This window comes from Streptomyces sp. SPB162 (assembly GCF_029504575.1).
Classification (GTDB): domain Bacteria; phylum Actinomycetota; class Actinomycetes; order Streptomycetales; family Streptomycetaceae; genus Actinacidiphila.
On record NZ_JAQFII010000001.1, the window covers coordinates 2711738 to 2732518 of the forward strand.

Sequence of the window (20781 nt, forward strand, 5' to 3'; positions counted from 1 at the left end):
GACTGCGCCCCTACGTCGCCCCGTATACAGGCGCCCTTGCATAGTACCGGTACGACGGGCACGCCCGTCCCGCTCGGCAAACTCATCTGGTCGGGGTGGCCGGATTCGAACCGACGGCCTTCCGCTCCCAAAGCGGACGCGCTACCAAGCTGCGCCACACCCCGCTGGTGCGAGACGTAGGCTACATGCCCTGGTACGCGCGGGCGGCCAATATTCCGTCGCGACTTCAACAGAATTCGGCACGCGCCGCGCCCGGATCAACCGGTGTGCGGCGGGGGTGTGCGAGCCGCTACGATGCGGTGTGCCAGAATCTGTGGCGCTGCGGGCGTAGCTCAATGGTAGAGCCCTAGTCTTCCAAACTAGCTACGCGGGTTCGATTCCCGTCGCCCGCTCCAGATGGTTACGGCCCAGGTCAGAGGGGTACTCCCCCGACCTGGGCCGTTGTCGTTCCCGATCTTCGTTCAGCCTCTCGTGCCCCCGGCGCGCCCGTCCGGTCCGTGATCTTGCTGCCGTGCCCGTTCCACGAAGGCGCTCACCGCGTCACCGATCAGCCGTTCCCGCTCCGCGCCGGCGTGCTGGTAGATCAGCGCGGCGCGGGCCGTGCTGTGGCCCATCCGCGTCATGAGCTCCTTGGTGCTGGCGCCGGTCGCGGCCGCCAGGGTCTTGCCGGTATGCCGCAGAGCATGGAAGTGCAAGCCCTTGATTCCGGCCGTATCGCACGCCTTCCGCCAGAGCTTCCCGAAGTGGTTCCGGCGCGGAACGGCCTTCCGTGATCCGATGAAGACCCGGCCGTCCGCTCACAAGGACGCCCGGCATGAGCCTTGCGGCTCTCAGGTGAGGTTTGGCGCTCGGACGTCCCGCGATGTTTCACGTGACCTAAGGGCTGTCCCGCCCGAGGCTCTGTCTGCTGTTTACCATGAAGGCCATGGCCCCTTTGGTGGAGCTCTGACCGTCGTAGGGTGACGGCATGACTGAGGCGGGGCAGGCCAGACGGGCACCCAGACAGCTGACCGAACTGCACGATGTGTACGACTTCCTTGATGAGGTGCGTCTGCGTCCGGGGATGTGGGTGCACCGCAGCTCACTGCAGCACCTGAACTCGATGCTGACTGGGTATCGGGTGGCCTTGGGCGTTCACGATGTCGAGGAGGCTTTCGACTTCTGGAATCCCGGGAGCCAGAGCCCGTTCTCCGAGTGGTTGTGGCAGCGCACGGGCCGCAGCGCCCTGGGCTGGGCGTCCGTCATTGAACGACAGGCGGATGCGACTGGCCAGCCCGCGATGGATGTGTTCTTCGAGTTGCTGGACGAGTTCCGGGCGCAAGATGCAACCGTGACCGGACACGCCTCTCACGAGTGAGCGCGGTGGGAGTTTCCCTACCAGATCAAAGCGACTCGCTGCGCTCGCCGCTGGCCCGTAGCTCCGGGCCTCCGGGGTCTGCAAGGCAGTCTTCAGAGAGCTCAGGGCCGCGCACAGCGAGGCGTGGCCGGAGAAGTGCAGGTACGCGAAAATGCCCCGGACTATGGTAATCCGGGGCATTCTTAGCGCGCTACTTTGCCTTACGACTCAGCGCTAGCGCTTTCACGACCTCCGGTACGTCCCGGGAGTCACACCGCCGAAGTGCGATCACTGCCACAACCAGTCTGACCAGCCAGGGAAGGACGCTCGCAACGAGCAAGATCCAATAAAACATCGACTACATCCTTTGACGAAACGGGATGCAGTCGAGCTAGAGAAATAGTAGGGCTCACAGGGCCCAGCGCATCAGCTCGACCTACAAGGGCGAGAGCGAAGTAGGTGAAACGGCAGACTCCCATGAACCCCAACTGCCTGTCAACAAAGTCCCTATGCCCTCGGACGGAGCACAGCCAGTGCGGACGGGCCGTGCCCGATGCGTGCCCGGTAGAGCGGTAAACCACGGTAAATACCGGATCCAAGCTCCCGATACCACAGGCCTCCTTACCGGCCCTCTCCACAGGGCGGCACCCACATAATCCGCTGAATGGTCCGTGATTCCCAAGCTCAGAGCCAATCACGGCCAGTAGTCTGGGCCTATGTCGATGGATCAAGGGCCAGCGCGCGCCCTTCAGCTGAAGTGGGAACTGGTGGGCCACGGTTGGGCGCGATGCGACCTGACCGATGATTCTCAGACGGCATCAGTGATCGCGAGTTACTGCACTGACGCGTTGGCGGACCTCGTGGCGAGCACGGGCGAGCTGTACGGGCAGCAGCACTCAGCCCGGTTCTTCTTCGACGCCGAGCCCCAGGAGCTCCGCTGGGTGCTCAGCGCAGTAGATGACGCGATCAGCGTGACCATCTACAAGTTCCCCGACGTCGGCGTCAGCCCCGACCTCCCGGACTCCAGCGGCACGGTGATTTGGCAGTCCACCCACCCACGTCAGGTGTTCGTGCACGCCGTTCTGGATGCCGCCGACAACGTGCTCAGAGAGCATGGCGAGGCCGGCTACCACGCCAAGTGGTCGATGCATCAGTACCCCTTCGGACTGGTCGCGGACCTTCGCAGACTGCACATGCGCGACGACGTCTGCGCTCTGTCTCACGAACTGCCATGCGCTCAGGCGCGCGAGTGACCGTCTTAGTTTCCGTCTCGTTCAGCACCGTTCGCGGCAGTTCAGACGAGACCGACACCCGTCGACAGCTTCGCGGCCGACCATCTATGAATCCAGATGAACCCAGAGGAATCGACTCCTGAGCTGGGCCGGCTACGCGGGTTCGATTCCCGTCGCCCGCTCTGTACGGCTCCGGCCCGTGCCCGAGGACTCCCGTCCCGGTCACGGGCCGGACCTGTTTCGGACGTTCTAGGCTGCCGTCATGGAGATCTGGATCAATCCGGCCTGTTCGAAGTGCCGCTCCGCGCTGAGCACGCTGGACGCCGAGGGCGCGCAGTACACCGTCCGGCGCTACCTGGAGGACCCGCCGGACGCGGACGAGCTGCGGGCGGTGCTGGGGCGGCTCGGGCTCGAGCCGTGGGACATCGCGCGGACGGGAGAGACAGCCGCCGCCGACCTGGGCCTCGCGGAGTGGAGCCGTACTCCCGAGGACCGGGAACGCTGGATCGGCGCCCTCGCCGCGCACCCCTCCCTCATCCAGCGCCCGATCATCACCTCGGACGACGGCACGGCCCGGGTGGCCCGTACCGAGGACGCGGTCCGCGACGCCCTGTCGCGGGGTGGCTCGGAGTAGGGAAGGCAGGCGACGCAAGCGCTGTCAGTGGGTGGGGCTAAGTTGCGGGAGATCAACACGTAGAACTCGGGAGGGGTACGTGTTCCACTCACGACACCGTAAGAACCTGGCCCGTTGGGGCGCCGCCGTGGCGGTCGTCACCTGCGCGCTGGGCCTGGCCGGCACCGGCACCGCGCAGGCCGACGACTATCCGTACATGGTGAACGACCTGCAGACGCATCCCGGTAACGCCTGTGCGAGCGGTACGCCGCTGCCCTGGATAGGCAACACCCGGATCGCGCTGAGCGCCCGGGTGGACGGTCTCAGCCCGGCGACGCCGCGCCCGTCGATCCACTTCAAGGTCTGGAAGGGCGACGAGAACGCCCCCGTCGCGGAGACCGTGCTCACCACCCTCGCGGGCGGCCAGGCGTCGACGTTCTCGGTGCCGGACGAGCTGCTGCCCTCCGGCGAGGGGTACGCGTGGTCCGTCCGCCTGGAGGACAGCGCGGGCCCGACGTCCGGATGGGCGGCCCCCTGCGGCTTCTCGGTGGACCGGGACCGCCCGGCCGCACCGACGGTCGCGTTCACCGACAGCTATTCGAACACCGGACCCGGTGTGCCGGCCGGCACCGTGCGCAGCCTGAAGTTCACCGCCCCAGCAGGCACCGAGCTGGACGGCTTCTGCTTCTCGGTACGAGCGGCCGACGCACCGGACACGGGGTACACGACCGGTCCGCACGGCTGCGGGCCGCAGTGGGCTCCGGTCCAGCCGGACGGGACGGCGACCGCCACGTTCGTCACCCCGGACAGTTACGGACCGAGCAACGTCAAGGTCATCAGCGTGGACCGGGCGGGCCAGCGGTCGGACACCGCCCGCGCGGAGTACTGGATCACCACGCCGTTCGTCGAGCCCGTCGGGGACTACTCCGGTGACGGCCACCCCGACCTGTTCAGCGTCGGGACGGACGGCAAGCTCTACCTGCACCCGGGCCGGGCGGACGGCACGTTCGGCGCGCCCGTGCTCTCGGACGGCGGGGACTGGCGGGGCACACTCGTCGCCCGCGCCGGGTACAACGTCCCGCTCTCCGGGCTCAACCAGGACACCGACCCGCGCAACGACCTGTTGGTGCGCCGCGGTTCGCAGTTGTTGGTCTACCCGGGCGACGGCAAGGGCGGGTTCGGGACCCCGGTTCCGGCTCTCGCGGGCGTCAACACCCACGACTGGTCGGCGGCGACGGAGCTCGTCGTGAGCCCGAACCCGCAGTTCTCCGGCTTCCTCCTGGCGAAGGAGGGCGACCGTCTCGTCTACGCCTCGTTCGGGCCCCGCGCGCTGCTGGGCGAGGTCCGCACCCTGGTGCAGAGCGGCTGGGCCGACAAGTCCGTCGCGATCTCCGACCAGCTCGTGGACGGTGACCTGCCGAAGGTCTGGGTGCGCGACGCGGTGGCGGGCACGCTCTCCCAGTACCCGATCCTGCGGGACTGGAACTCGGACGACATGGAGCCCGCGAGCCTCGGCGACCCCACGGTCATCGCGGCCTCGGGCTGGAAGCCGGCGCAGCGTCCGCTCTTCCTCGCGCCGTTCGATCTGAACGGCGACGGCCGGAACGACCTGCTGGCCACCACGCGGACGCAGGGTCTGCAGCTCTTCGTCCCCGCGGCGGACGGGACGCTGGCCGCCCCGGTGACCGTGGCCCGCCGTGGCTGGCCCACCGGTCACCACCTGTTCTAAAGGGTGTGGCGAAAGTGGCGCCGTTCGCCCGTTAGGGCGGGGCCCGCGGCAGGCGTCGCGGGCCAGGCGGGACTTTCGCAACACCCTTGAGGTCCCGTCTTCGAACTGGCGCCCGGCCCGGCACCGCCCGGACACCGCCCCTTCGACAACAGATCCAAGGATGCGCTCGTGGGCACACCGCCCACGGAAGTACCGCGGCCCCCGCCCACCCGGCCGGGGGCCGCGGTCAGTCGACGGGGACGCCCTGCGGGGCCTTGATGCGTTTCATGATCATCTGGGAGTTGACGTCACTGACGCCCGGGAGGGAGATCAGCTTCTCGGTCCAGAAGCGCTCGTAGGCCTCGCTGTCGGCGACGGCGATGCGGAGCAGGCAGCCGGGGGCGCCGTAGAGGCGGTAGGCCTCGACCACGTCCGGGGTGGACTGCAGCTGTGCCTCGAAGGCGGCGACGGAGTCGCGGTCGCGGCGGACCTCCACCGAGGCGAAGACCTCGAAGCCGCGACCGACCGCGGACGGCTCGACCACGGCGCGGTAGCCGCGGATCACCCCGTCGTCCTCCAGTTGGCGCACCCTGCGCAGGCACGGGGAGGGCGTGAGGCCGACCCGCTGGGCCAGCTCCTGGTTGGTCAGCCTGCCGTCGGCCTGCAGCTCGCGCAAGATTCGTCTATCAATGGCGTCCATGCTGACATTTTCTAGCACTGTCGCGAGCATTTCGCGCCGTATTCAGCAATCAAATGGTGACCACATTCGCATATCCTTGCTGTGGACTTATCGGACACCATGCGGAAGCGGGTCACAGTGCCGCACATCGTCGTCATCAGCACCGGGGGCACGATAGCCAGCAGGTGGCAGGGCGCCGGCTACGCGGCGGAGGCCGCCGGCCGCGAGGTGCTGGCCGCGGGCGCCATCCCCGAGGGCGTCGACGTGCGGGTCGTGGACCTGTTCACCGTCAACAGCTCCCGGCTGACCACCGCGCACCAGCTGGAGCTGCTGCGCACGGTGCACGAGGTGCTGGCCGACCCGGCCGTCGACGGCGTGGTCGTCACACACGGCACGGACACCCTGGAGGAGTCCGCCTTCCTGCTGGACCTGCACCACGCGGACCGCAGGCCGGTCGTGCTCACCGGCGCGCAGAAGCCGCTCGACGCGCCCGACGGCGACGCGGCGGGCAACCTCTACGACGCGCTGCTGACGGCCTCCACCGGCCGGGACATCGGCGCGGTCATCGTCTTCGGCGGGCTGGTGCACGCGGCCCGGGGAACGGTGAAGAAGCACACCGTCGACGTCCAGGCGTTCGCCGACCCGACGGGACTGCCGCTGGGCCGGGTGCAGTTCGGCCGCGTCACCTGGGGCCGGCAGCGCCCCCGGCCGGAGGCCCTGCCGCTGCCCGCCGCGGACGTACGGCCGCCGCGGGTGGACATCGTGATGCACCACAGTGACGCCGACCCGGTGCTGTTCGACGCCGCGCTGGCCGCCGGCGCCGAGGGCATCGTGCTGGTCGGCACCGGAGCCGGAAACGCGACCCCGGACTTCGCGGCCGCGGTCGGCCGCGCGGTCGCGGCCGGCGTCCTCGTCACCGTCAGCACCCGGGTCGCGGCCGGCGCGGTGGCGCCGATCTACACCGGTGGCGGAGCCGTCGACCTGGTCGAGGCGGGCGCCGTGCTGGCCGGCTCGCTGCGCGCGGGGCAGGCCCGCATCGCGGTGCTGTCCGCCCTGTTGTCCACCCCCGACCGTGCGGACCGGCCGGCCGCGCTGCGCCGGATCGTGGACGCGGAGTCAGAGCTTTATCTGGTTGATGGTGTCGGCAAGTGAGGTAAGGAATCGATTCACCGACGGCGCCATGTTGGTCGAGGCGATGAAGAAGCCGAACAGGGCGGCCACTATCGCGGGGCCGACCTTGATCGACTTCCCCCTGATCATGACCACCAGGATGACGCCCAACAGAAGGACTACGGACAGGGAGATGGCCACAGCGGATCACTTCCTCTTCGGTACACCCCAACGACGGTCCGGGGAGTCGCCGCGCCCCCTCATATCCATCGTGCCACCAAGCGCCGACACCATGCGCTCGTGAACCACATCGTTCCACGCCATCCCGCCCACCGGACAGACGGTCTCAGGAACAGGGGTGGCGAACCGAGGTGCGGAACAGGGGCGTTGACGGGGCGTCGACGGTCCCGCCCGAGGGGTTTCCGCAGGGGGCGCGGCCCGGTCGGTCGCGGTACCCGCGGCGACCTCAGTCACGGCACACGACCAGCAGCGCACGGTCGTCGTTGACGTCCTTGGCCACCGCCTCGATCAACCGCCAGGCAGCGCCGCGGAATCCCGTGGCGACGAACCGGTCGGCCTCGCCGATCAGCCGGTCGATTCCTTCGGTGATGTCCCGATCCGCGGCCTCCACCAGGCCGTCGGTGAACAGCAGAAGAACATCACCCGACCGCAACGTTCCCTTGACGCCGTGGAATTCGGCGCCGTCGTAGACCCCCAGCAGCGGACCCTCGGCCGCCATCTCCTGCCAGCGGCCCGTTCCCGCGCTGAGCTGGACGCCGGGCAGGTGGCCGGCCGAGAGCAACTCGTAGTCGCCGCTCTCGAGATCGAGCACCAGGTGAATGGAGGTGGCGAAGCCCTCGTCCCAGTTCTGGCGCAGCAGATAGCCGTTGGCGGCGGTCAGGAAGGCGTGCGGCGGCAGTGAGCCGAGCAGGCCGCCGAAGGCGCCGGACAGCAGCAGCGAACGTGACGCGGCGTCCATGCCCTTGCCCGACACGTCGGTGAGCACCGCTTCGAGCACCCGGCCGCCCAGCGTCCGGGTGGCGACCACGAAGTCGCCGGAGAAGGACTGACCGCCCGCCGGCCGCAGCGCCATCTCGGCGTGCCACCCCGCCGGGAGCCGGGGCAGCCGGCTCTGCACGCGGATCCTTTCGCGCAGGTCGAACAGCATCGTGTGGCCGCCCCGCCAGGGCACGCCGACGCGGCTGCGGAACTGGGCGATGAGCAGCCCGGAGAGGGCGACGGCCGAGACCACCAGGACGATGCCCGGGGTCACCCGGGACGGCCCGTCCCGGTACGGCCCGAGGACCGCCGACTCGACGACCAGCGCGACCGCGGAACTCGTGTAGAGCACCAGGAGGCTGGCCGGGCGGAGCAGCAGACCGCCGGTGAGGATCGGCAGCACGAGGGCGCTGGGCGGGCACCAGACCGGGATGCAGATGGTGGTGTAGGCGAGGGCCGGGACCGTGAGCATCAGCACGGTCAGGGCGAGCCAGTCCGAGGCGTCGCCGCGGAAGTAGTCGACGGCGGACTTGCGCAGGCCGAGGCGGACCCTGTGCAGCGACCGGCGCCACCGGGTACCCAGGCTGTCTCTTGCCGCGTCCTTACCCATGTTCCGGCGACCCTACCCACCCTTTCGGCGGCACGTCGATTCCCCGGACGGTGGGTCGCCGGGTGCGATAAATGGGTTCGCGTCGCCGTAAGAGGGCTGGTAGGCAAGGTGCATGACGACCGAAGTGCGGACGCTCCAGGCGGAGCAGTGGGACGACTGGTACGGGAAGCTGGAGCGGGCCTTCGGGGGCCCGCCGGAGTCCCGGGAGGAACGCGCGCTGTGGCGGGAGCTGACCGAGTGCGAACGGTCGCTCGCGGTCTGGGACGGGGACGAGGTCGTCGGCACCGCGGGGGCGTTCTCGTTCCGGTTGTCGGTACCGGGCGGCGCGCTCGTGCCGGCGGCCGGCGTGACGATGGTGAGCGTGCAGCCGACGCATCGCCGGCGCGGGGTGCTGACGTCGATGATGCGCAGGCAGCTGGACGATGTGCGCGTGGCGGGCGAGTCGCTGGCGGTCCTCACCGCCTCGGAGCCGGCGATCTACGGCCGCTTCGGGTACGGGCTGGCCACGGAGCAGGTGCGGCTGGAGATCGACACCACCCGCGTCCGGCTCGGCCTGCCGGCCGGGACCGACCGGGTGCGGCTGCGGATCGTGTCGCCCGCCGCGGCGCGGGAGGCGTGCGAGGCGGTCTACGCGCAGCGGGTCGCCGCCAGGCCGGGCATGCTCGCCCGGCAACCGGGCTGGGAGCAAATGCCGTTGCTCGACCCGAAGTCGATGCGGGACGGCGCGGGTGAACTGCTGTGCGTGCTCGCCGAGGTCGACGGTGAGGTCCGCGGGTACGCGCGGTACGGGGTGAAGCCGATCTGGGGCGCGGCGACCGGGCCCGACGGCGCGGTACTGGTGCGTGACGTCGAGGCGCTCGACCCGGCGGCGTACGCCGCGCTGTGGAACTTCCTGTTCGGCCTCGATCTGACGTCCTCCGTACGGATCCGCAGCCGGCCCGCCGACGACCCGGTGCTCCACCTGATCTCCGACATCCGCCGGTGCGGTGTCGGGATCCGCGACGGGCTGTTCCTGCGGACGGTGGACGTCGGGGCGGCGCTGGAGGCGCGTACGTACGCGGCGCCGGTGGACGTGGTGCTCGACGTCGAGGACGCGTTCTGTCCCTGGAACACCGGGCGCTGGCGGCTGGCGGGGGACGCGAAGGGCGCGACGTGCGCGCGGACCACGGACCCGGCGGATCTGGCGCTCTCGGCGCGGGAGTTGGGGACCGCGTACCTGGGCGGCTTCTCACTGAGCGCGCTGGCGGCGGCGGGGCGGGTCGAGGAGTTGCGCGCGGGGGCGCTTGCCGAGGCTTCGGCAGCTTTCGGGAGCGACGTCCGGCCCTGGCTGCCGCACGGGTTCTGAGGTCGGGTGGGTGCTACCCGGCGGCCGGCCGGCGCTGGCAGCGGGGGCACCAGAAGAGGTTTCTCGCTGCCAGGCCCGCCGTGCGGATCTCGTCCGCGCAGATGAGGCAGGGCTGCCCGGTGCGGCGGTAGACGTAGACCTCGCCGCCGTGGTCGTCCTGGCGCGGCGGGCGGCCCATGGCCTCCGGCTCGTGCTCGGGGCGGACGGTGTCGATGCGGTTGTTGCGGACTCCCTCGCGCATGAGGGCGGCCAGGTCGGCCCATATCGCGTCCCACTGGGCGCGGCTGAGATCGCGGCCCGGCAGGTACGGGTCGATGCCGTGCCGGAAGAGGACTTCGGCCCGGTAGACGTTGCCTACGCCCGCGATGACCGTCTGGTCCATCAGGAGCGCCGCGATGGTGGTGCGGCTGCGGGCGATGCGGCCCCACGCGGCCGCCGGGTCGTCCGCCGGGCGCAGCGGGTCCGGGCCGAGGCGGGCGTGTATCGCGCCCTTCTCGCCGTCGGTGATCAGCGCGCAGGTGGTGGGGCCGCGCAGATCGGCGTACGCGTCGGGGTGGGCGAGCCGCAGCCGGACGGTGTCGGTGGGCGGCGGGGCCTTGCCGTCGCCGAAGCCGAGTTTGCCGAACAGGCCCAGGTGGATGTGGACCCAGCCCACCTGGTCGAAGCCGAGGAACAGGTGTTTGCCGTGGGCGTCGACACGGTCGAGGACCATGCCGTCCAGCAGGGCGGCGCTGTCGGAGAACTTGCCCTGGGGGCTGCTCGCCCGCACGGGACGGCCGCCGAACCTCGCGAAGTGGTCGGCGGCCAGCCGGTGGATCGTGTGCCCTTCGGGCATCGTGCGGTCAGCCCTGCGGGTGGTGGGCCGGGATCGCGGGGAGCTCGCCGGTGTTCTCGTACGCGGTGAGCATGTCGATGCGGCGGGTGTGCCGCTCCTCACCGGAGTACGGGGTGGCGAGGAAGATCTCGACGAACTTGGTCGCCTCTTCCTCGGTGTGCATCCGGCCGCCGATGCTGATCACGTTGGCGTCGTTGTGCTCGCGGCCGAGGGCCGCGGTCTGCTCGCTCCAGGCGAGCGCGGCGCGGACGCCCTTGACCTTGTTCGCGGCGATCTGCTCGCCGTTGCCGGAGCCACCGATGACGATGCCGAGGCTGCCGGGGTCGGCGGCGGTCCTCTCCGCGGCACGCAGGCAGAACGGCGGGTAGTCGTCCTGGGCGTCATAGATGAGCGGACCGCAGTCCGTCACCTCGTGGTTGTTGGCCTTGAGCCACTCCACGAGGTGGTTCTTGAGTTCGAAGCCGGCATGGTCGGAGCCGAGATACACGCGCATACGCACGAGTGTGGCATGTCCGAAGGCGGGCAAAGGCCAGGGGGGCATCGGGCGCGCTTGAGGGTTATTTGAGGTTAAAACAACGAATTGGCCTCAGCTGTTCCGTAAGTGGTCGTTCTGGGTATTGGATGCGACCCCATGAGCTCACTTCCCCCCTCAGTTGTGACCGATCCGCCCCAGCAGGACGACCCCGCTCCACAGCAGTCCTCCGGCCTCCAGGCCGGACTCAAGAACCGCCACCTGTCGATGATCGCGATCGGCGGTGTGATCGGCGCCGGCCTGTTCGTCGGCTCCGGCTCCGGTATCGCGGCGGCGGGCCCCGGCATCCTGCTCTCGTACGCCCTCGTCGGCACGATGGTCGTGTTCGTCATGCGGATGCTGGGCGAGATGGCGGTCGCCAACCCCACGTCCGGCTCGTTCTCCGCCTACGCGGACCGGGCGCTCGGCCGCTGGGCCGGGTTCTCCATCGGCTGGCTCTACTGGTTCTTCTGGGTCGTGGTGCTGGCGGTCGAGGCGACGGCCGGTGCGACGATCCTGCACGGCTGGGTGTCCGCGGTCCCGCAGTGGGCCTGGGCGCTGATCGTGATGGCCGTGCTGACCGCGACCAACCTGGTCTCCGTCGGCTCCTACGGCGAGTTCGAGTTCTGGTTCGCCGGAATCAAGGTCGTCGCCATCGCCGCGTTCATCGTCCTCGGCGGGCTCGCCGCCTTCGGCGTCCTGCCGGGCTCGGACCACGAAGCGGTCGGCATGGCCAACCTCACCGGACACGGCGGCTTCCTGCCGAACGGGCCCGGCGCGATCCTCACCGGTGTGCTGATGGTGGTGTTCTCGTTCATGGGCAGCGAGATCGTCACCCTCGCGGCGGGCGAATCGCAGAACCCGCGCAAGGCGATCACCAAGGCGACCAACAGCGTGATCTGGCGCGTCGGCGTCTTCTACCTGGGCTCGATCCTCATCGTCGTGTCCCTGCTGAAGTGGGACGACCCGGCGATCGTCAAGAAGGGCTCGTACGTCGCGGCCCTGGACTCGATAGGCATCGCGCACGCCGGGCAGATCATGAACGTCATCGTGTTGACGGCCGTGCTGTCCTGCCTCAACTCCGGCCTGTACACCGCATCCCGGATGGCCTTCTCGCTCGGGCGGCGCGGTGACGCGCCGGCGCGGTTCGCGCAGACCAGCAAGGGCGGCGTGCCGCGCAACGCGATTCTGGGCTCCGTCCTGTTCGGCTTCGTGGCCGTCTTCTTCAACTACGAGTGGCCGGACACCGTCTTCAAGTTCCTGCTCAACTCGTCCGGCGCGGTCGCGCTCTTCGTCTGGCTGGTCATCTGCTTCTCGCAGCTGAGGATGCGCCGGATCATCGAGCGGGAGGAACCGGAGAAGCTCATCGTGCGGATGTGGCTCTTCCCGTACCTGACGTGGGCGACGATCGGCATGATCTCGTTCGTGCTCGTCTACATGCTCACCGACAAGGACGGCCGGCCGCAGGTGTTGCTGTCGCTGCTGGTGGCCGCCGTGGTCATCGCGATCTCGCTGGTCCGTGAGCGGATCGGGAACGGCCGCCGGGACGCCGTCACCCGGTCGTAGTCCCCACGCGGATACGACGGCGGCCCGGTCCCCCCGAGGGGCCGGGCCGCTTTCCGTACCGCGGGGCCGTCAGCCCTTGCGGTTCACCAGCTGCCAGGCGGCGGGCAGCACGCCCATGGCGAGCGCGGCCTTCAGCGCGTCGCCGAGCAGGTACGGCGTCAGGCCGAGCGAGACGGCCTTGCCGAGGGAGAGGTGCGCGGCCAGCGCCAGGTACGGCACCCCGACCGCGTAGATGATCACGCTGCCGACCACCATGGCGCCGGCCGTCCGCAGCACGGTGCGGTCCGCGCCGCGACGGGCGAGCGCGCCGACGGCGGCCGAGGCGAGCAGCATCCCGAGGATGTAGCCGAAGCTCGGCATGGACGAGCCCGACGAGCCCTCCGCGAACCACGGCATGCCGGCGACGCCCGCGACGGCGTAGAGCGCCAGGGCCGCGAAGCCGCGGCGGGCGCCGAGCGCCGTGCCGACCAGCAGCGCGGCGAAGGTCTGACCGGTGACCGGGACCGGGGAGCCGGGAACCGGCACCGACAGCTGCGCGGCCAGGCCGGTGAGCGCGGCGCCGCCGAGCACCAGGGCCACGTCCCGCACTCGGGCGCGGGCGGCGGAGGAGGCGGGGAGCAGGTCGGCGAGGACCGTGCCGGTCCGGGTGTCTGAGACAGCAGCGGTGCTCATCGGTACTCCGTGGGTGAAGAGGGCGGGGTTCTTGAAGGTGACGCCGCGACGCTAACGCAGCGGACAACCCAAGATCACCGTCGGCAGACGACAAAGGCACGCCCGACGTCTTGGAGAGTTCCCTGCACGCCCAGCCTCCGCCGCCGCGCTTGCGTTTCGCTTGTTTCAGCAGGTCACGTGATGCTCGTCACGGTAGAGCCACGACACCGCGTCCGGCGCGGACCGGTTTTGCCGAGTGCGGCCGGGCATGGGGACACTGTGGGGTCCCACCAAATCCTTCCGGCTCTTCCTCCGTCCCCCTCCCCCGATCCTGTGAGAGTTCGAGCGCCATGCCTGATGCACCGCCCCCCGCCGAGCCGTTGTCGGCAGGGCTGAAGCAGCGCCACCTGACCATGCTCGGCCTGGGCGGGGTGATCGGTGCGGGGCTCTTCGTCGGCTCGGGCGCCGGGATCGCGGTCGCGGGGCCGGGGATCGTCGTCTCGTATCTGATCGCGGGTCTGCTGGCGATGCTGGTGATGCGGATGCTCGGCGAGATGTCGGCCGCGATGCCCGCCTCCGGTTCCTTCTCGGTGCACGCGGAACGGGCCTTCGGCCGCTGGGCCGGTTTCACCGTCGGCTGGCTGTACTGGCTGCTGCTGGTCGTGGTGCTGGCGGTGGAGGCGACCGGCGCGGCGAAGATCGCGAACGGCTGGCTGCCGTCGGTGCCGACCTGGGCGTGGGTGCTGCTGTTCATGGTGGTCTTCACCGCCGCCAACCTCGCCGCCGTGGGCAACTTCGGCGAGTTCGAGTTCTGGTTCGCGGCGCTCAAGATCGGCGCGATCGTGCTCTTCCTGGTGCTGGGTCTGCTGGCGGTCTTCGGGCTGCTGCCCGACACCGAGCCGGTGGGCCTGGCCAACCTCACCGGCCGTGGCGGCTTCCTGCCCGCCGGCTGGGACGGCGTGGTCTCCGGTGTGCTCGCGGTCGTCTTCGCCTTCGGCGGGCTGGAGGTCGTGACCATCGCGGCGGCGGAGTCGGACGATCCGGCGCGCGCCGTGGGGCGCGCGGTGCGCAGCGCGGTGTGGCGGATCCTGCTCTTCTACGTGGGCTCGATGCTCGTCATCGTGACCCTGCTGCCGTGGGACACCGTCGTCCCCGGGCGGAGCCCGTACGTCGCGGTGCTGGACCGGATCGGCATTCCCGGGGCGGCGCAGATCATGAACATCGTGGTGTTCGTCGCGCTGCTGTCGGCACTCAACGCCAATCTGTACGGCTCGTCGCGCATGGCCTTCTCGCTCGCCGAGCGCGGTGAGGCGCCGGCCGCGCTGACGAGGATCTCGCGCGGCGGGGTGCCGCGCCTGGCGGTGCTGGCGTCCGTCGCGTTCGGGTTCGTGTCGGTGCTGCTGAACCTGGAGTGGCCGGACTCGGTCTTCCAGTACCTGCTCAACGCGGTCGGTGCGGTGCTGCTCGTGGTGTGGAGCCTGATCGCCGCCTCGCAACTGCGGCTCCGGCGGCGGCTGGAACGCGAGGCGCCGGGGGCGCTCAACCTGCGGATGTGGTGCTTCCCGTGGCTGAGCTGGGCGGCCCTGGCGGGGATGGCCGCGGTCCTGGTGCTGATGCTGACGGACGAGACGGCGCGCCCGCAGGTGCTGTGGTCGGCGGGGGCGACGGGCGTGGTGCTCGCGGTGGCGCTCGGCCGGGAGTGGCGGGGGCGCCGGGCCGGCGCGGAGGGCGCCGGACGGTAGGGGCGCCGGAGCTGCGGACCCTTCTGCTGCTAGCGTGCAATTGCATATGACTTGCAATAAGCTAGCGGCCGGAGGAACTCGCGCATGCCCACGTACACGCTTCCTGAACTGCCCTACGACTACGCCTCGCTGGAGCCCGTGATCAGCGGCGAGATCATCGAACTGCACCACGACAAGCACCACGCGGCGTACGTGAAGGGGGCGAACGACACCCTCGATCAGCTCGCCGAGGCGCGCGACAAGGAGCAGTGGGGAGGTATCAACGGGCTCGAGAAGAGCCTGGCCTTCCATCTCTCCGGCCACATCCTGCACAGCATCTACTGGTCGAACATGTCGGGCGACGGCGGCGGCGAGCCGCTGGAGAAGGACGGCACGGGGCAGCTCGCGGACGCCCTCGCCGAGAACTTCGGCGGCTTCGACCGCTTCCGGTCCCAGCTCTCCAAGGCCGCGGCCACCACGCAGGGGTCCGGCTGGGGCGTGCTGGCGTACGAGCCGCTCAGCGAGCGGCTGATCGTCGAGCAGATCTACGACCACCAGGGGAACGTCGGCCAGGGCAGCGTTCCGCTGCTCGTCTTCGACGCCTGGGAGCACGCGTTCTACCTTCAGTACCGCAACCAGAAGGTCGACTTCGTCGAGGCGATGTGGCGCGTCGTGAACTGGCAGGACGTCCAGGCCCGGTACGCCGCCGCCAAGGAGCGCACCAGCGGGCTGTTGCTCGCTCCGTAGCGCGCCCCGAAAGCCGAAGGCCCCCGCGCGGTGGTGTCGCGCGGGGGCCTTCGCCCTCTCCTGCCGACCGGCGGTCAGCGGGGTTCGATGAGGTCCCAGCGGTTGCCGTACAGATCCTGGAAGACCACGACCGAACCGTACGCCTCGTGCCGGGGCTCCTCCTCGAAGACGACCCCGGCGGCGACCATGTGCTTGTAGTCGCGGTCGAAGTCGTCGGTGTTCAGGAAGTGCCCGACCCGGCCGCCGGTCTGGCCGCCGATCCGCGCCTCCTGCTCCGCGGTGGAGGCACGCGCCAGCAGCAGTCCCGTCTGCGGCGACCCCGCGGGCGCGACGACGACCCAGCGGCTGCCGTCGTCGCGCGCGGTGTCCTCGCGCAGTTCGAAACGGAGAGCGCCCGTGTAGAAGGCGATGGCCTCGTCGTAGTCGCGGACGACGAGGGTCACCAGTCCGAGGTGCGGCATCAGTCGAAGATCGGCCCGGCGGTCCGGGAGCGCTTGATCTCGTAGAAACCGGGAGTGGAGGCCACCAGCAGGGTGCCGTCCCAGAGGCGGGCCGCGGCCTCGCCCTTGGGGGCGGGGGTGACGACCGGGCCGAAGAAAGCGACCTGCTCGCCGTCGGCGCCGGGAACCGCGATGACCGGGGTGCCGACGTCCTGGCCGACCTTCTCGATGCCTTCCTTGTGGGAGGCGCGCACCTCAGCGTCGTAGGTGTCCTGGTCGGCGTAGTCGATCAGCTCGGGCGGCAGGCCCGCGTCCTCCAGCGCGCCGACGATCGCCTCGAGGGTCGGGCCCTCGCCACGGTTGTGGAAGCGCGTGCCGAGCGCGGTGTAGAGCTTCCCGACGACCTCGTCACCGTACTTCTGCTGGGCCGCGACGACCACCCGCACCGGTCGCCAGCCCTTCGGGCCGAGCAGCTCGCGGTACTGCTCGGGCAGCTCGTCGACCTTCGGCTCATTGAGCACGGCGAGGCTCATGACGTGCCAGTGGACCTCGACCGGCCGCACCTTCTCGACCTCCAGCATCCAGCGCGAGGTCATCCACGCCCAGGGGCACAGCGGGTCGAACCAGAAGTCGACGGGGGTCTTCTCTGCTGTGGTCACTTCAACTTCTCCTCAGGAACGGGGCAACACGGCATGGGACCGCTCGTACCTCGGAAACCTCGGGATCGAGGGCCGCATTCCCGCCTGTCGTCCATTGGTGCGGCGTGGGAGTATGCGAATCGATCGACGATGCTGACAAAGGAGTCATCAGTGCCCGGTGAGAACCTGTCCCGTGACGAGGCCCGCGAGCGGGCGCGGATCCTCGCGGTCGACGGATACGAGGTCGCGCTCGACCTGCGGTCGGCCACCCGGCCGGACGAGGACACGTTCCGCTCGGTGACCACGATCCGCTTCCGGTCCGCGCGGCCCGGCGCGGCCACCTTCGTGGACCTGCTCGCACCGGCCGTCGACTCCGTGGTGCTGAACGGACGGGCGCTGGACCCGGCTGCCGTGTTCGACGGAACGCGGATCGCCCTCGACGACCTCGCCGCCGAGAACGTCCTCACGGTGGACGCGCGCTGCGCGTACAGCCGCACCGGCGAGGGACTGCACCGGTTCGCCGACCCCGAGGACGGCGAGACGTACCTGTACACGCAGTACGAGCCGGCCGACGCCCGCCGGGTCTTCGCCACCTTCGAGCAGCCGGATCTCAAGGCACCCTTCACCTTCTCGGTGACCGCGCCCGCGCACTGGACCGTACTGAGCAACGAGGCTCAGGCCGGCCCCGCGCGCGACGCCGACCCCTCCTCCTCGACGTGGGACTTCGCACCCACCAAGCCGATCTCGACGTACATCACCGCGATCGTCGCCGGGCCGTACCACGTGGTGCGCGACCACTACGCGCGTACCTTCGACGACGGCACCGTGCTGGACGTCCCGCTCGGCGCGCTGTGCCGGGCCTCGCTCGCGCCGCACTTCGACGCGGACGACATCTTCACGGTCACCAAGCAGGGGCTGGACTTCTTCCACGACACGTTCGACTACCCGTACCCCTTCGGGAAGTACGACCAGGCGTTCGTGCCCGAGTACAACATCGGCGCGATGGAGAACCCGGGCCTGGTCACGTTCCGCGAGGAGTTCGTGTTCCGCGGCAAGGTGACGCAGGCGGCGTACGAGGGCCGGGCCAACGTCATCCTGCACGAGATGGCGCACATGTGGTTCGGCGACCTGGTCACCATGCAGTGGTGGGACGACCTGTGGCTCAAGGAGTCGTTCGCCGACTTCATGGGGGCGTACTCGCAGGTGGAGGCGACCCGCTTCACGGACGGCTGGATCACCTTCGCCAACCGCCGCAAGGCGTGGGCGTACCGGGCCGACCAGCTGCCCTCCACGCACCCCGTCACCGCGGACATCCAGGACCTCCAGGACGCCAAGCTCAACTTCGACGGCATCACGTACGCCAAGGGTGCGTCCGTGCTGAAGCAGCTCGTCGCCTACGTCGGCGCCGACGCCTTCCTGGAGGCGGCGCGGCGTTACTTCAAGCGGCACGCGTACGGGAACACCACGCTGGCGGACCTGCTGGCGGTGCTGGAGGAGACCTCGGGCCGGGACATGGCGCAGTGGTCCCGCGCCTGGCTGCAGACCGCGGGGGTGAACTCACTGACGCCGGAGGCGGTGTACGACGGCGAGGACCGGATCACCGAGCTGGCCGTCCTGCAGAGCGCCGCCGAGTCGCACCCCGAACTGCGCCCGCACCGCGTCGCCGTCGGCCTGTACCGGCGGGCCGCGGGCGGCGCGCTGGAGCGCTACGCCCGCGCCGAGACCGACGTGACGGGGTCCCGCACGGTGGTGGCGGAGCTGGCCGGGGCCGAGCGGCCCGATCTGATCCTGGTCAACGACGAGGACCTGACGTACTGCAAGATCCGCTTCGACCCGGACTCCCTCGACACCCTGCGCAAGCACCTGGCCGACCTGTCCGACCCCATGGCGCGGGCGCTGGTCTGGTCGGCGGTGTGGAACATGACGCGGGACGCGCTGATGCCCGCCCGCGACTACCTCGGTCTCGTGCTGCGGTTCGCCGGGCGGGAGTCCGACATCGGCGTGCTGCAGTCGCTGCACCAGCAGGCGCGGACCGCGTTGCACCAGTACGCGTCGCCGCAGTGGCGGGCCGAGGGTGCCAGGGCGCTGTCCGACGGCGCGCTGACCGAGCTGCGGCGGGCGGAGCCGGGCAGCGGGCACCAGCTCGCCTGGGCACGCTTCTTCGCCGCGGTGGCCTCCTCGGCGGCCGATCTCCAGCTGCTGAGCGGGCTGCTCGAGGGCAGCGCCAAGATCGACGGTCTGGAGATCGACCAGGAGCTGCGCTGGTCGTTCCTGGAGCCGCTGGCCGCCGCGGGCGAGGTCGACGAGGCCGTGGTCGCCGCCGAACTCGCGCGCGACGACACCGCCTCGGGGCGGCGGCACCAGGTGCGCTGCCTGGCGGCCCGGCCGTCGGCGGAGGTCAAGGCCCAGGTGTGGGCGTCGGTGGTCGAATCGGACGCCCTGTCGAACGCGCTGGTCGAGGCGAGCATCGCCGGATTCGACCAGCCGGGCCAGGAGGAACTGCTCGCGCCCTACGCCGACCGGTACTTCGACGTGATCGAGCGGATCTGGTCCCAGCGGTCGATCGAGATCGGCATGGCGATCGTGCGGGGCCTGTTCCCGCGGTACCGGATCACCCAGGAGACCGTCGACGCGGCGGGCGGCTGGCTCGACGCGCACCAGGACGCGGCCCCCGCGCTGCGCCGGCTCGTCCTGGAGGCCCGCGACGACCTGTCCCGCGCGCTGCGCGCCCAGGCCGTCGACCACTGAGACGTCTGCGCCCCGGGACCCCGTCGCATCACCCTTACGAGGGATGGCGCGGCGGGGTCCCGCCGTGTCGCCCACCGCACGGCTCGGGAGCCCTGCCGGTGGCAGCCGGGGGCGTCACCCGAATAGGTGAATACCGCCCATCGGCATCCGAACGCCTGAACTTTAGTGCGGGCTTGTCCCGGTTTGTCGACGACCGTGTAACAGCGGTTAGCGGGTGGCTCCGCCGCGGAACCAACCCCCCATGAACCACAACGCACCGCACACCCCCCGCCCCCTGGACCACCTCTCGCGCACCCAGCAAAGGATCTTGACGACACGTCAGCTGCGGGAGCACGGCGTGACCGCGAGCACCCTGGCGGAACGCTGCCGGCCCGGCGGGCCGTGGCAGCAGCTACTGCCGCAGGTGTTCCTGCTGCACGCGGGGCCGCCCACCGGCGACGAGCGGCTGCGGGCGGCACTGCTGTACGCGGGGTGCGAAGCGGACGGCACGGACGGGCCGGTGGACGGACAGGCGATGGTCACCGGGCTGGCGGCGCTGGCGCTGCACCGGTTCTCCTCGGTGCCACCGCTGCTGGGGATCGACCGGATCGACGTCCTGGTGCCGCGCCAGCGGCGACTGCGGGACGCCGGGGACGTGGCGATCCACCGCGCGCACACGCTGCCCCCGGCGCAGCGGGTGACCGGACTGCCGTGCGCGCCGGTGGCGCGTGCGCTGGCCGACGCGGTGGCCGACCTCGACGACGCCGGGACCGTACGGCGGTTGCTGACCGAGGCGGTGCGCGGCGGCCACTGCGAGGCCACCGCCGTCGTCCGGGAGCTGAGTCAGGCCAGGCTGCTGTCCAGGCCGCACGTGGTGGACGCGGTGGACGCGCTGCTGGCCGAGGGACGGGCGCTCGCCGAGGGCCGGTTGTACGAGATGGTGACCTGCTACGGCCTGCCGGACCCGGTGTGGCACGTCGACCTGCGGCTGCCCGGCGGACCGTCGCTCGGCGGCGTGGACGCGTACTGGCCGGAGCACGCGGTGGCGCTGGAGATCGACGCGCGCGGACCCCGCCAGGACGACGACGCCCTGTGGTCGCAGTACGCCCAGAAGCGCGAGCACCTGGAGGAACTCGGCATCACCGTCGTCCACCTCACCCCCAAGAAGCTGCGGGACGCGCTGGACCAGCAGGCGACCGTCGTGCGCACCGCCCTGATGGCCTCGACCGACCGGACTCCGGCCGCTTACGTGGTCGTGACCCCGAGTTGACCGGCGCTTTACCCCCGCGTGTCCGCTTTGCCTGTCATGGCGT

Annotated in this window: 20 protein-coding genes and 2 tRNA genes; 12 read left to right on the forward strand and 10 right to left on the reverse strand. The window is 70.3% G+C overall.

Annotated features, from left to right (window positions below; translation table 11 throughout):
• Window positions 1-87: 87 nt before the first annotated feature.
• Window positions 88-164 (reverse strand) — tRNA-Pro (locus tag M2266_RS12435).
• A 157-nt stretch (window positions 165-321) separates the two neighbouring features.
• Here M2266_RS12435 and M2266_RS12440 point away from each other — a divergent pair.
• Window positions 322-395 (forward strand) — tRNA-Gly (locus M2266_RS12440).
• Between the two features lie 66 nt (window positions 396-461).
• Here the strand turns inward: M2266_RS12440 and M2266_RS12445 are convergent.
• Window positions 462-779, reverse strand: coding sequence for a tyrosine-type recombinase/integrase (locus M2266_RS12445; RefSeq protein ID WP_277441174.1), 318 nt, complete (start codon window positions 777-779; stop codon window positions 462-464).
• Window positions 780-967: 188 nt separating this feature from the next.
• On the opposite strand from M2266_RS12445, the gene M2266_RS12450 reads away from it, so the two are divergent.
• From M2266_RS12450 to M2266_RS12465, 4 genes are all read left to right on the forward strand, one after another.
• A complete protein-coding gene (locus M2266_RS12450) occupies window positions 968-1357 on the forward strand; it encodes a hypothetical protein (protein WP_277438256.1) in 390 nt (129 codons plus the stop codon).
• A 695-nt stretch (window positions 1358-2052) separates the two neighbouring features.
• Window positions 2053-2589 (forward strand): hypothetical protein, encoded by a 537-nt coding sequence (locus M2266_RS12455; protein ID WP_277438257.1) that lies wholly within the window; start codon window positions 2053-2055, stop codon window positions 2587-2589.
• A gap of 241 nt (window positions 2590-2830) precedes the next feature.
• Window positions 2831-3202, forward strand: a complete 372-nt coding sequence (locus M2266_RS12460) for an arsenate reductase family protein (RefSeq protein WP_277438258.1) — start codon at window positions 2831-2833, stop codon at window positions 3200-3202.
• A 79-nt stretch (window positions 3203-3281) separates the two neighbouring features.
• Window positions 3282-4910: a hypothetical protein gene (locus tag M2266_RS12465; RefSeq protein WP_277438259.1), complete on the forward strand. Its 1629-nt coding sequence runs from the start codon at window positions 3282-3284 to the stop codon at window positions 4908-4910.
• A gap of 226 nt (window positions 4911-5136) precedes the next feature.
• Here M2266_RS12465 and M2266_RS12470 read toward each other — a convergent pair whose 3' ends face one another.
• A complete protein-coding gene (locus M2266_RS12470) occupies window positions 5137-5589 on the reverse strand; it encodes an Lrp/AsnC family transcriptional regulator (RefSeq protein ID WP_277438260.1) in 453 nt (150 codons plus the stop codon).
• Window positions 5590-5688: 99 nt separating this feature from the next.
• Between M2266_RS12470 and M2266_RS12475 the strand changes: the two genes are divergently transcribed.
• A complete protein-coding gene (locus M2266_RS12475; RefSeq protein ID WP_277438261.1) occupies window positions 5689-6720 on the forward strand; it encodes an asparaginase in 1032 nt (343 codons plus the stop codon).
• On the opposite strand, the gene M2266_RS12480 is transcribed toward M2266_RS12475, so the two are convergent.
• Together M2266_RS12480 and M2266_RS12485 are read right to left on the reverse strand one after the other, a co-directional pair.
• On the reverse strand, window positions 6685-6879 hold the full coding sequence (locus M2266_RS12480) for a hypothetical protein (protein ID WP_138357641.1): 195 nt from the start codon (window positions 6877-6879) through the stop codon (window positions 6685-6687). The genes M2266_RS12475 and M2266_RS12480 overlap by 36 nt on opposite strands.
• Window positions 6880-7144: 265 nt before the next feature.
• Window positions 7145-8287 (reverse strand): PP2C family protein-serine/threonine phosphatase, encoded by a 1143-nt coding sequence (locus tag M2266_RS12485; RefSeq protein ID WP_277438262.1) that lies wholly within the window; start codon window positions 8285-8287, stop codon window positions 7145-7147.
• Window positions 8288-8399: 112 nt separating this feature from the next.
• Here M2266_RS12485 and M2266_RS12490 point away from each other — a divergent pair, with 112 nt between their 5' ends.
• Window positions 8400-9632, forward strand: a complete 1233-nt coding sequence (locus M2266_RS12490) for a GNAT family N-acetyltransferase (RefSeq protein ID WP_277438263.1) — start codon at window positions 8400-8402, stop codon at window positions 9630-9632.
• 13 nt (window positions 9633-9645) lie between these two features.
• Here the strand turns inward: M2266_RS12490 and M2266_RS12495 are convergent, their stop codons facing one another.
• Window positions 9646-10467 carry a DNA-formamidopyrimidine glycosylase family protein gene (locus tag M2266_RS12495; RefSeq protein WP_277438264.1) on the reverse strand — a complete coding sequence of 274 codons (822 nt, stop codon included), beginning with the start codon at window positions 10465-10467 and terminating at the stop codon, window positions 9646-9648.
• A 7-nt stretch (window positions 10468-10474) separates the two neighbouring features.
• Window positions 10475-10960, reverse strand: coding sequence for a ribose-5-phosphate isomerase (locus M2266_RS12500; protein ID WP_277438265.1), 486 nt, complete (start codon window positions 10958-10960; stop codon window positions 10475-10477).
• Window positions 10961-11098: 138 nt separating this feature from the next.
• On the opposite strand from M2266_RS12500, the gene M2266_RS12505 reads away from it, so the two are divergent.
• Window positions 11099-12544, forward strand: coding sequence for an amino acid permease (locus M2266_RS12505; protein WP_277438266.1), 1446 nt, complete (start codon window positions 11099-11101; stop codon window positions 12542-12544).
• A gap of 69 nt (window positions 12545-12613) precedes the next feature.
• Here the strand turns inward: M2266_RS12505 and M2266_RS12510 are convergent, their stop codons facing one another.
• Complete coding sequence (locus M2266_RS12510; RefSeq protein ID WP_277438267.1) at window positions 12614-13216, reverse strand: biotin transporter BioY; 603 nt, start codon at window positions 13214-13216, stop codon at window positions 12614-12616.
• Window positions 13217-13545: 329 nt separating this feature from the next.
• Between M2266_RS12510 and M2266_RS12515 the strand changes: the two genes are divergently transcribed.
• Together M2266_RS12515 and M2266_RS12520 are read left to right on the forward strand one after the other, a co-directional pair.
• Window positions 13546-14937 carry an amino acid permease gene (locus tag M2266_RS12515; protein ID WP_277438268.1) on the forward strand — a complete coding sequence of 464 codons (1392 nt, stop codon included), beginning with the start codon at window positions 13546-13548 and terminating at the stop codon, window positions 14935-14937.
• An 84-nt stretch (window positions 14938-15021) separates the two neighbouring features.
• Window positions 15022-15663, forward strand: coding sequence for a superoxide dismutase (locus M2266_RS12520; protein ID WP_277438269.1), 642 nt, complete (start codon window positions 15022-15024; stop codon window positions 15661-15663).
• A gap of 74 nt (window positions 15664-15737) precedes the next feature.
• Here the strand turns inward: M2266_RS12520 and M2266_RS12525 are convergent, their stop codons facing one another.
• Complete coding sequence (locus M2266_RS12525) at window positions 15738-16124, reverse strand: VOC family protein (protein WP_277438270.1); 387 nt, start codon at window positions 16122-16124, stop codon at window positions 15738-15740.
• A complete protein-coding gene (locus M2266_RS12530) occupies window positions 16124-16762 on the reverse strand; it encodes a DsbA family protein (RefSeq protein ID WP_277438271.1) in 639 nt (212 codons plus the stop codon). Before M2266_RS12530 ends, M2266_RS12525 begins: the two co-directional genes overlap by 1 nt.
• A gap of 150 nt (window positions 16763-16912) precedes the next feature.
• Between M2266_RS12530 and pepN the strand changes: the two genes are divergently transcribed.
• Together pepN and M2266_RS12540 are read left to right on the forward strand one after the other, a co-directional pair.
• Window positions 16913-19489, forward strand: coding sequence for an aminopeptidase N (gene pepN / locus M2266_RS12535; protein WP_277438272.1), 2577 nt, complete (start codon window positions 16913-16915; stop codon window positions 19487-19489).
• Window positions 19490-19730: 241 nt separating this feature from the next.
• The gene (locus M2266_RS12540) at window positions 19731-20738 is read left to right on the forward strand and encodes a hypothetical protein (RefSeq protein ID WP_277438273.1); all 1008 of its coding nucleotides are present in this window, start codon (window positions 19731-19733) and stop codon (window positions 20736-20738) included.
• The last annotated feature ends 43 nt before the right edge of the window (window positions 20739-20781 follow it).

Excerpts from the sequence above, each read along its gene's own strand:
- M2266_RS12450 (WP_277438256.1), top strand. The coding sequence starts at position 968 with ATGACTGAGGCGGGGCAGGCCAGACGGGCACCCAGACAGCTGACCGAA.
- M2266_RS12455 (WP_277438257.1), top strand. The coding sequence starts at position 2,053 with ATGTCGATGGATCAAGGGCCAGCGCGCGCCCTTCAGCTGAAGTGGGAA.
- M2266_RS12460 (WP_277438258.1), top strand. The coding sequence starts at position 2,831 with ATGGAGATCTGGATCAATCCGGCCTGTTCGAAGTGCCGCTCCGCGCTG.
- M2266_RS12470 (WP_277438260.1), bottom strand. The coding sequence starts at position 5,589 with ATGGACGCCATTGATAGACGAATCTTGCGCGAGCTGCAGGCCGACGGC.
- M2266_RS12475 (WP_277438261.1), top strand. The coding sequence starts at position 5,689 with ATGCGGAAGCGGGTCACAGTGCCGCACATCGTCGTCATCAGCACCGGG.
- M2266_RS12485 (WP_277438262.1), bottom strand. The coding sequence starts at position 8,287 with ATGGGTAAGGACGCGGCAAGAGACAGCCTGGGTACCCGGTGGCGCCGG.
- M2266_RS12490 (WP_277438263.1), top strand. The coding sequence starts at position 8,400 with ATGACGACCGAAGTGCGGACGCTCCAGGCGGAGCAGTGGGACGACTGG.
- M2266_RS12495 (WP_277438264.1), bottom strand. The coding sequence starts at position 10,467 with ATGCCCGAAGGGCACACGATCCACCGGCTGGCCGCCGACCACTTCGCG.
- M2266_RS12500 (WP_277438265.1), bottom strand. The coding sequence starts at position 10,960 with ATGCGCGTGTATCTCGGCTCCGACCATGCCGGCTTCGAACTCAAGAAC.
- M2266_RS12505 (WP_277438266.1), top strand. The coding sequence starts at position 11,099 with ATGAGCTCACTTCCCCCCTCAGTTGTGACCGATCCGCCCCAGCAGGAC.
- M2266_RS12510 (WP_277438267.1), bottom strand. The coding sequence starts at position 13,216 with ATGAGCACCGCTGCTGTCTCAGACACCCGGACCGGCACGGTCCTCGCC.
- M2266_RS12515 (WP_277438268.1), top strand. The coding sequence starts at position 13,546 with ATGCCTGATGCACCGCCCCCCGCCGAGCCGTTGTCGGCAGGGCTGAAG.
- M2266_RS12520 (WP_277438269.1), top strand. The coding sequence starts at position 15,022 with ATGCCCACGTACACGCTTCCTGAACTGCCCTACGACTACGCCTCGCTG.
- M2266_RS12525 (WP_277438270.1), bottom strand. The coding sequence starts at position 16,124 with ATGCCGCACCTCGGACTGGTGACCCTCGTCGTCCGCGACTACGACGAG.
- M2266_RS12540 (WP_277438273.1), top strand. The coding sequence starts at position 19,731 with ATGAACCACAACGCACCGCACACCCCCCGCCCCCTGGACCACCTCTCG.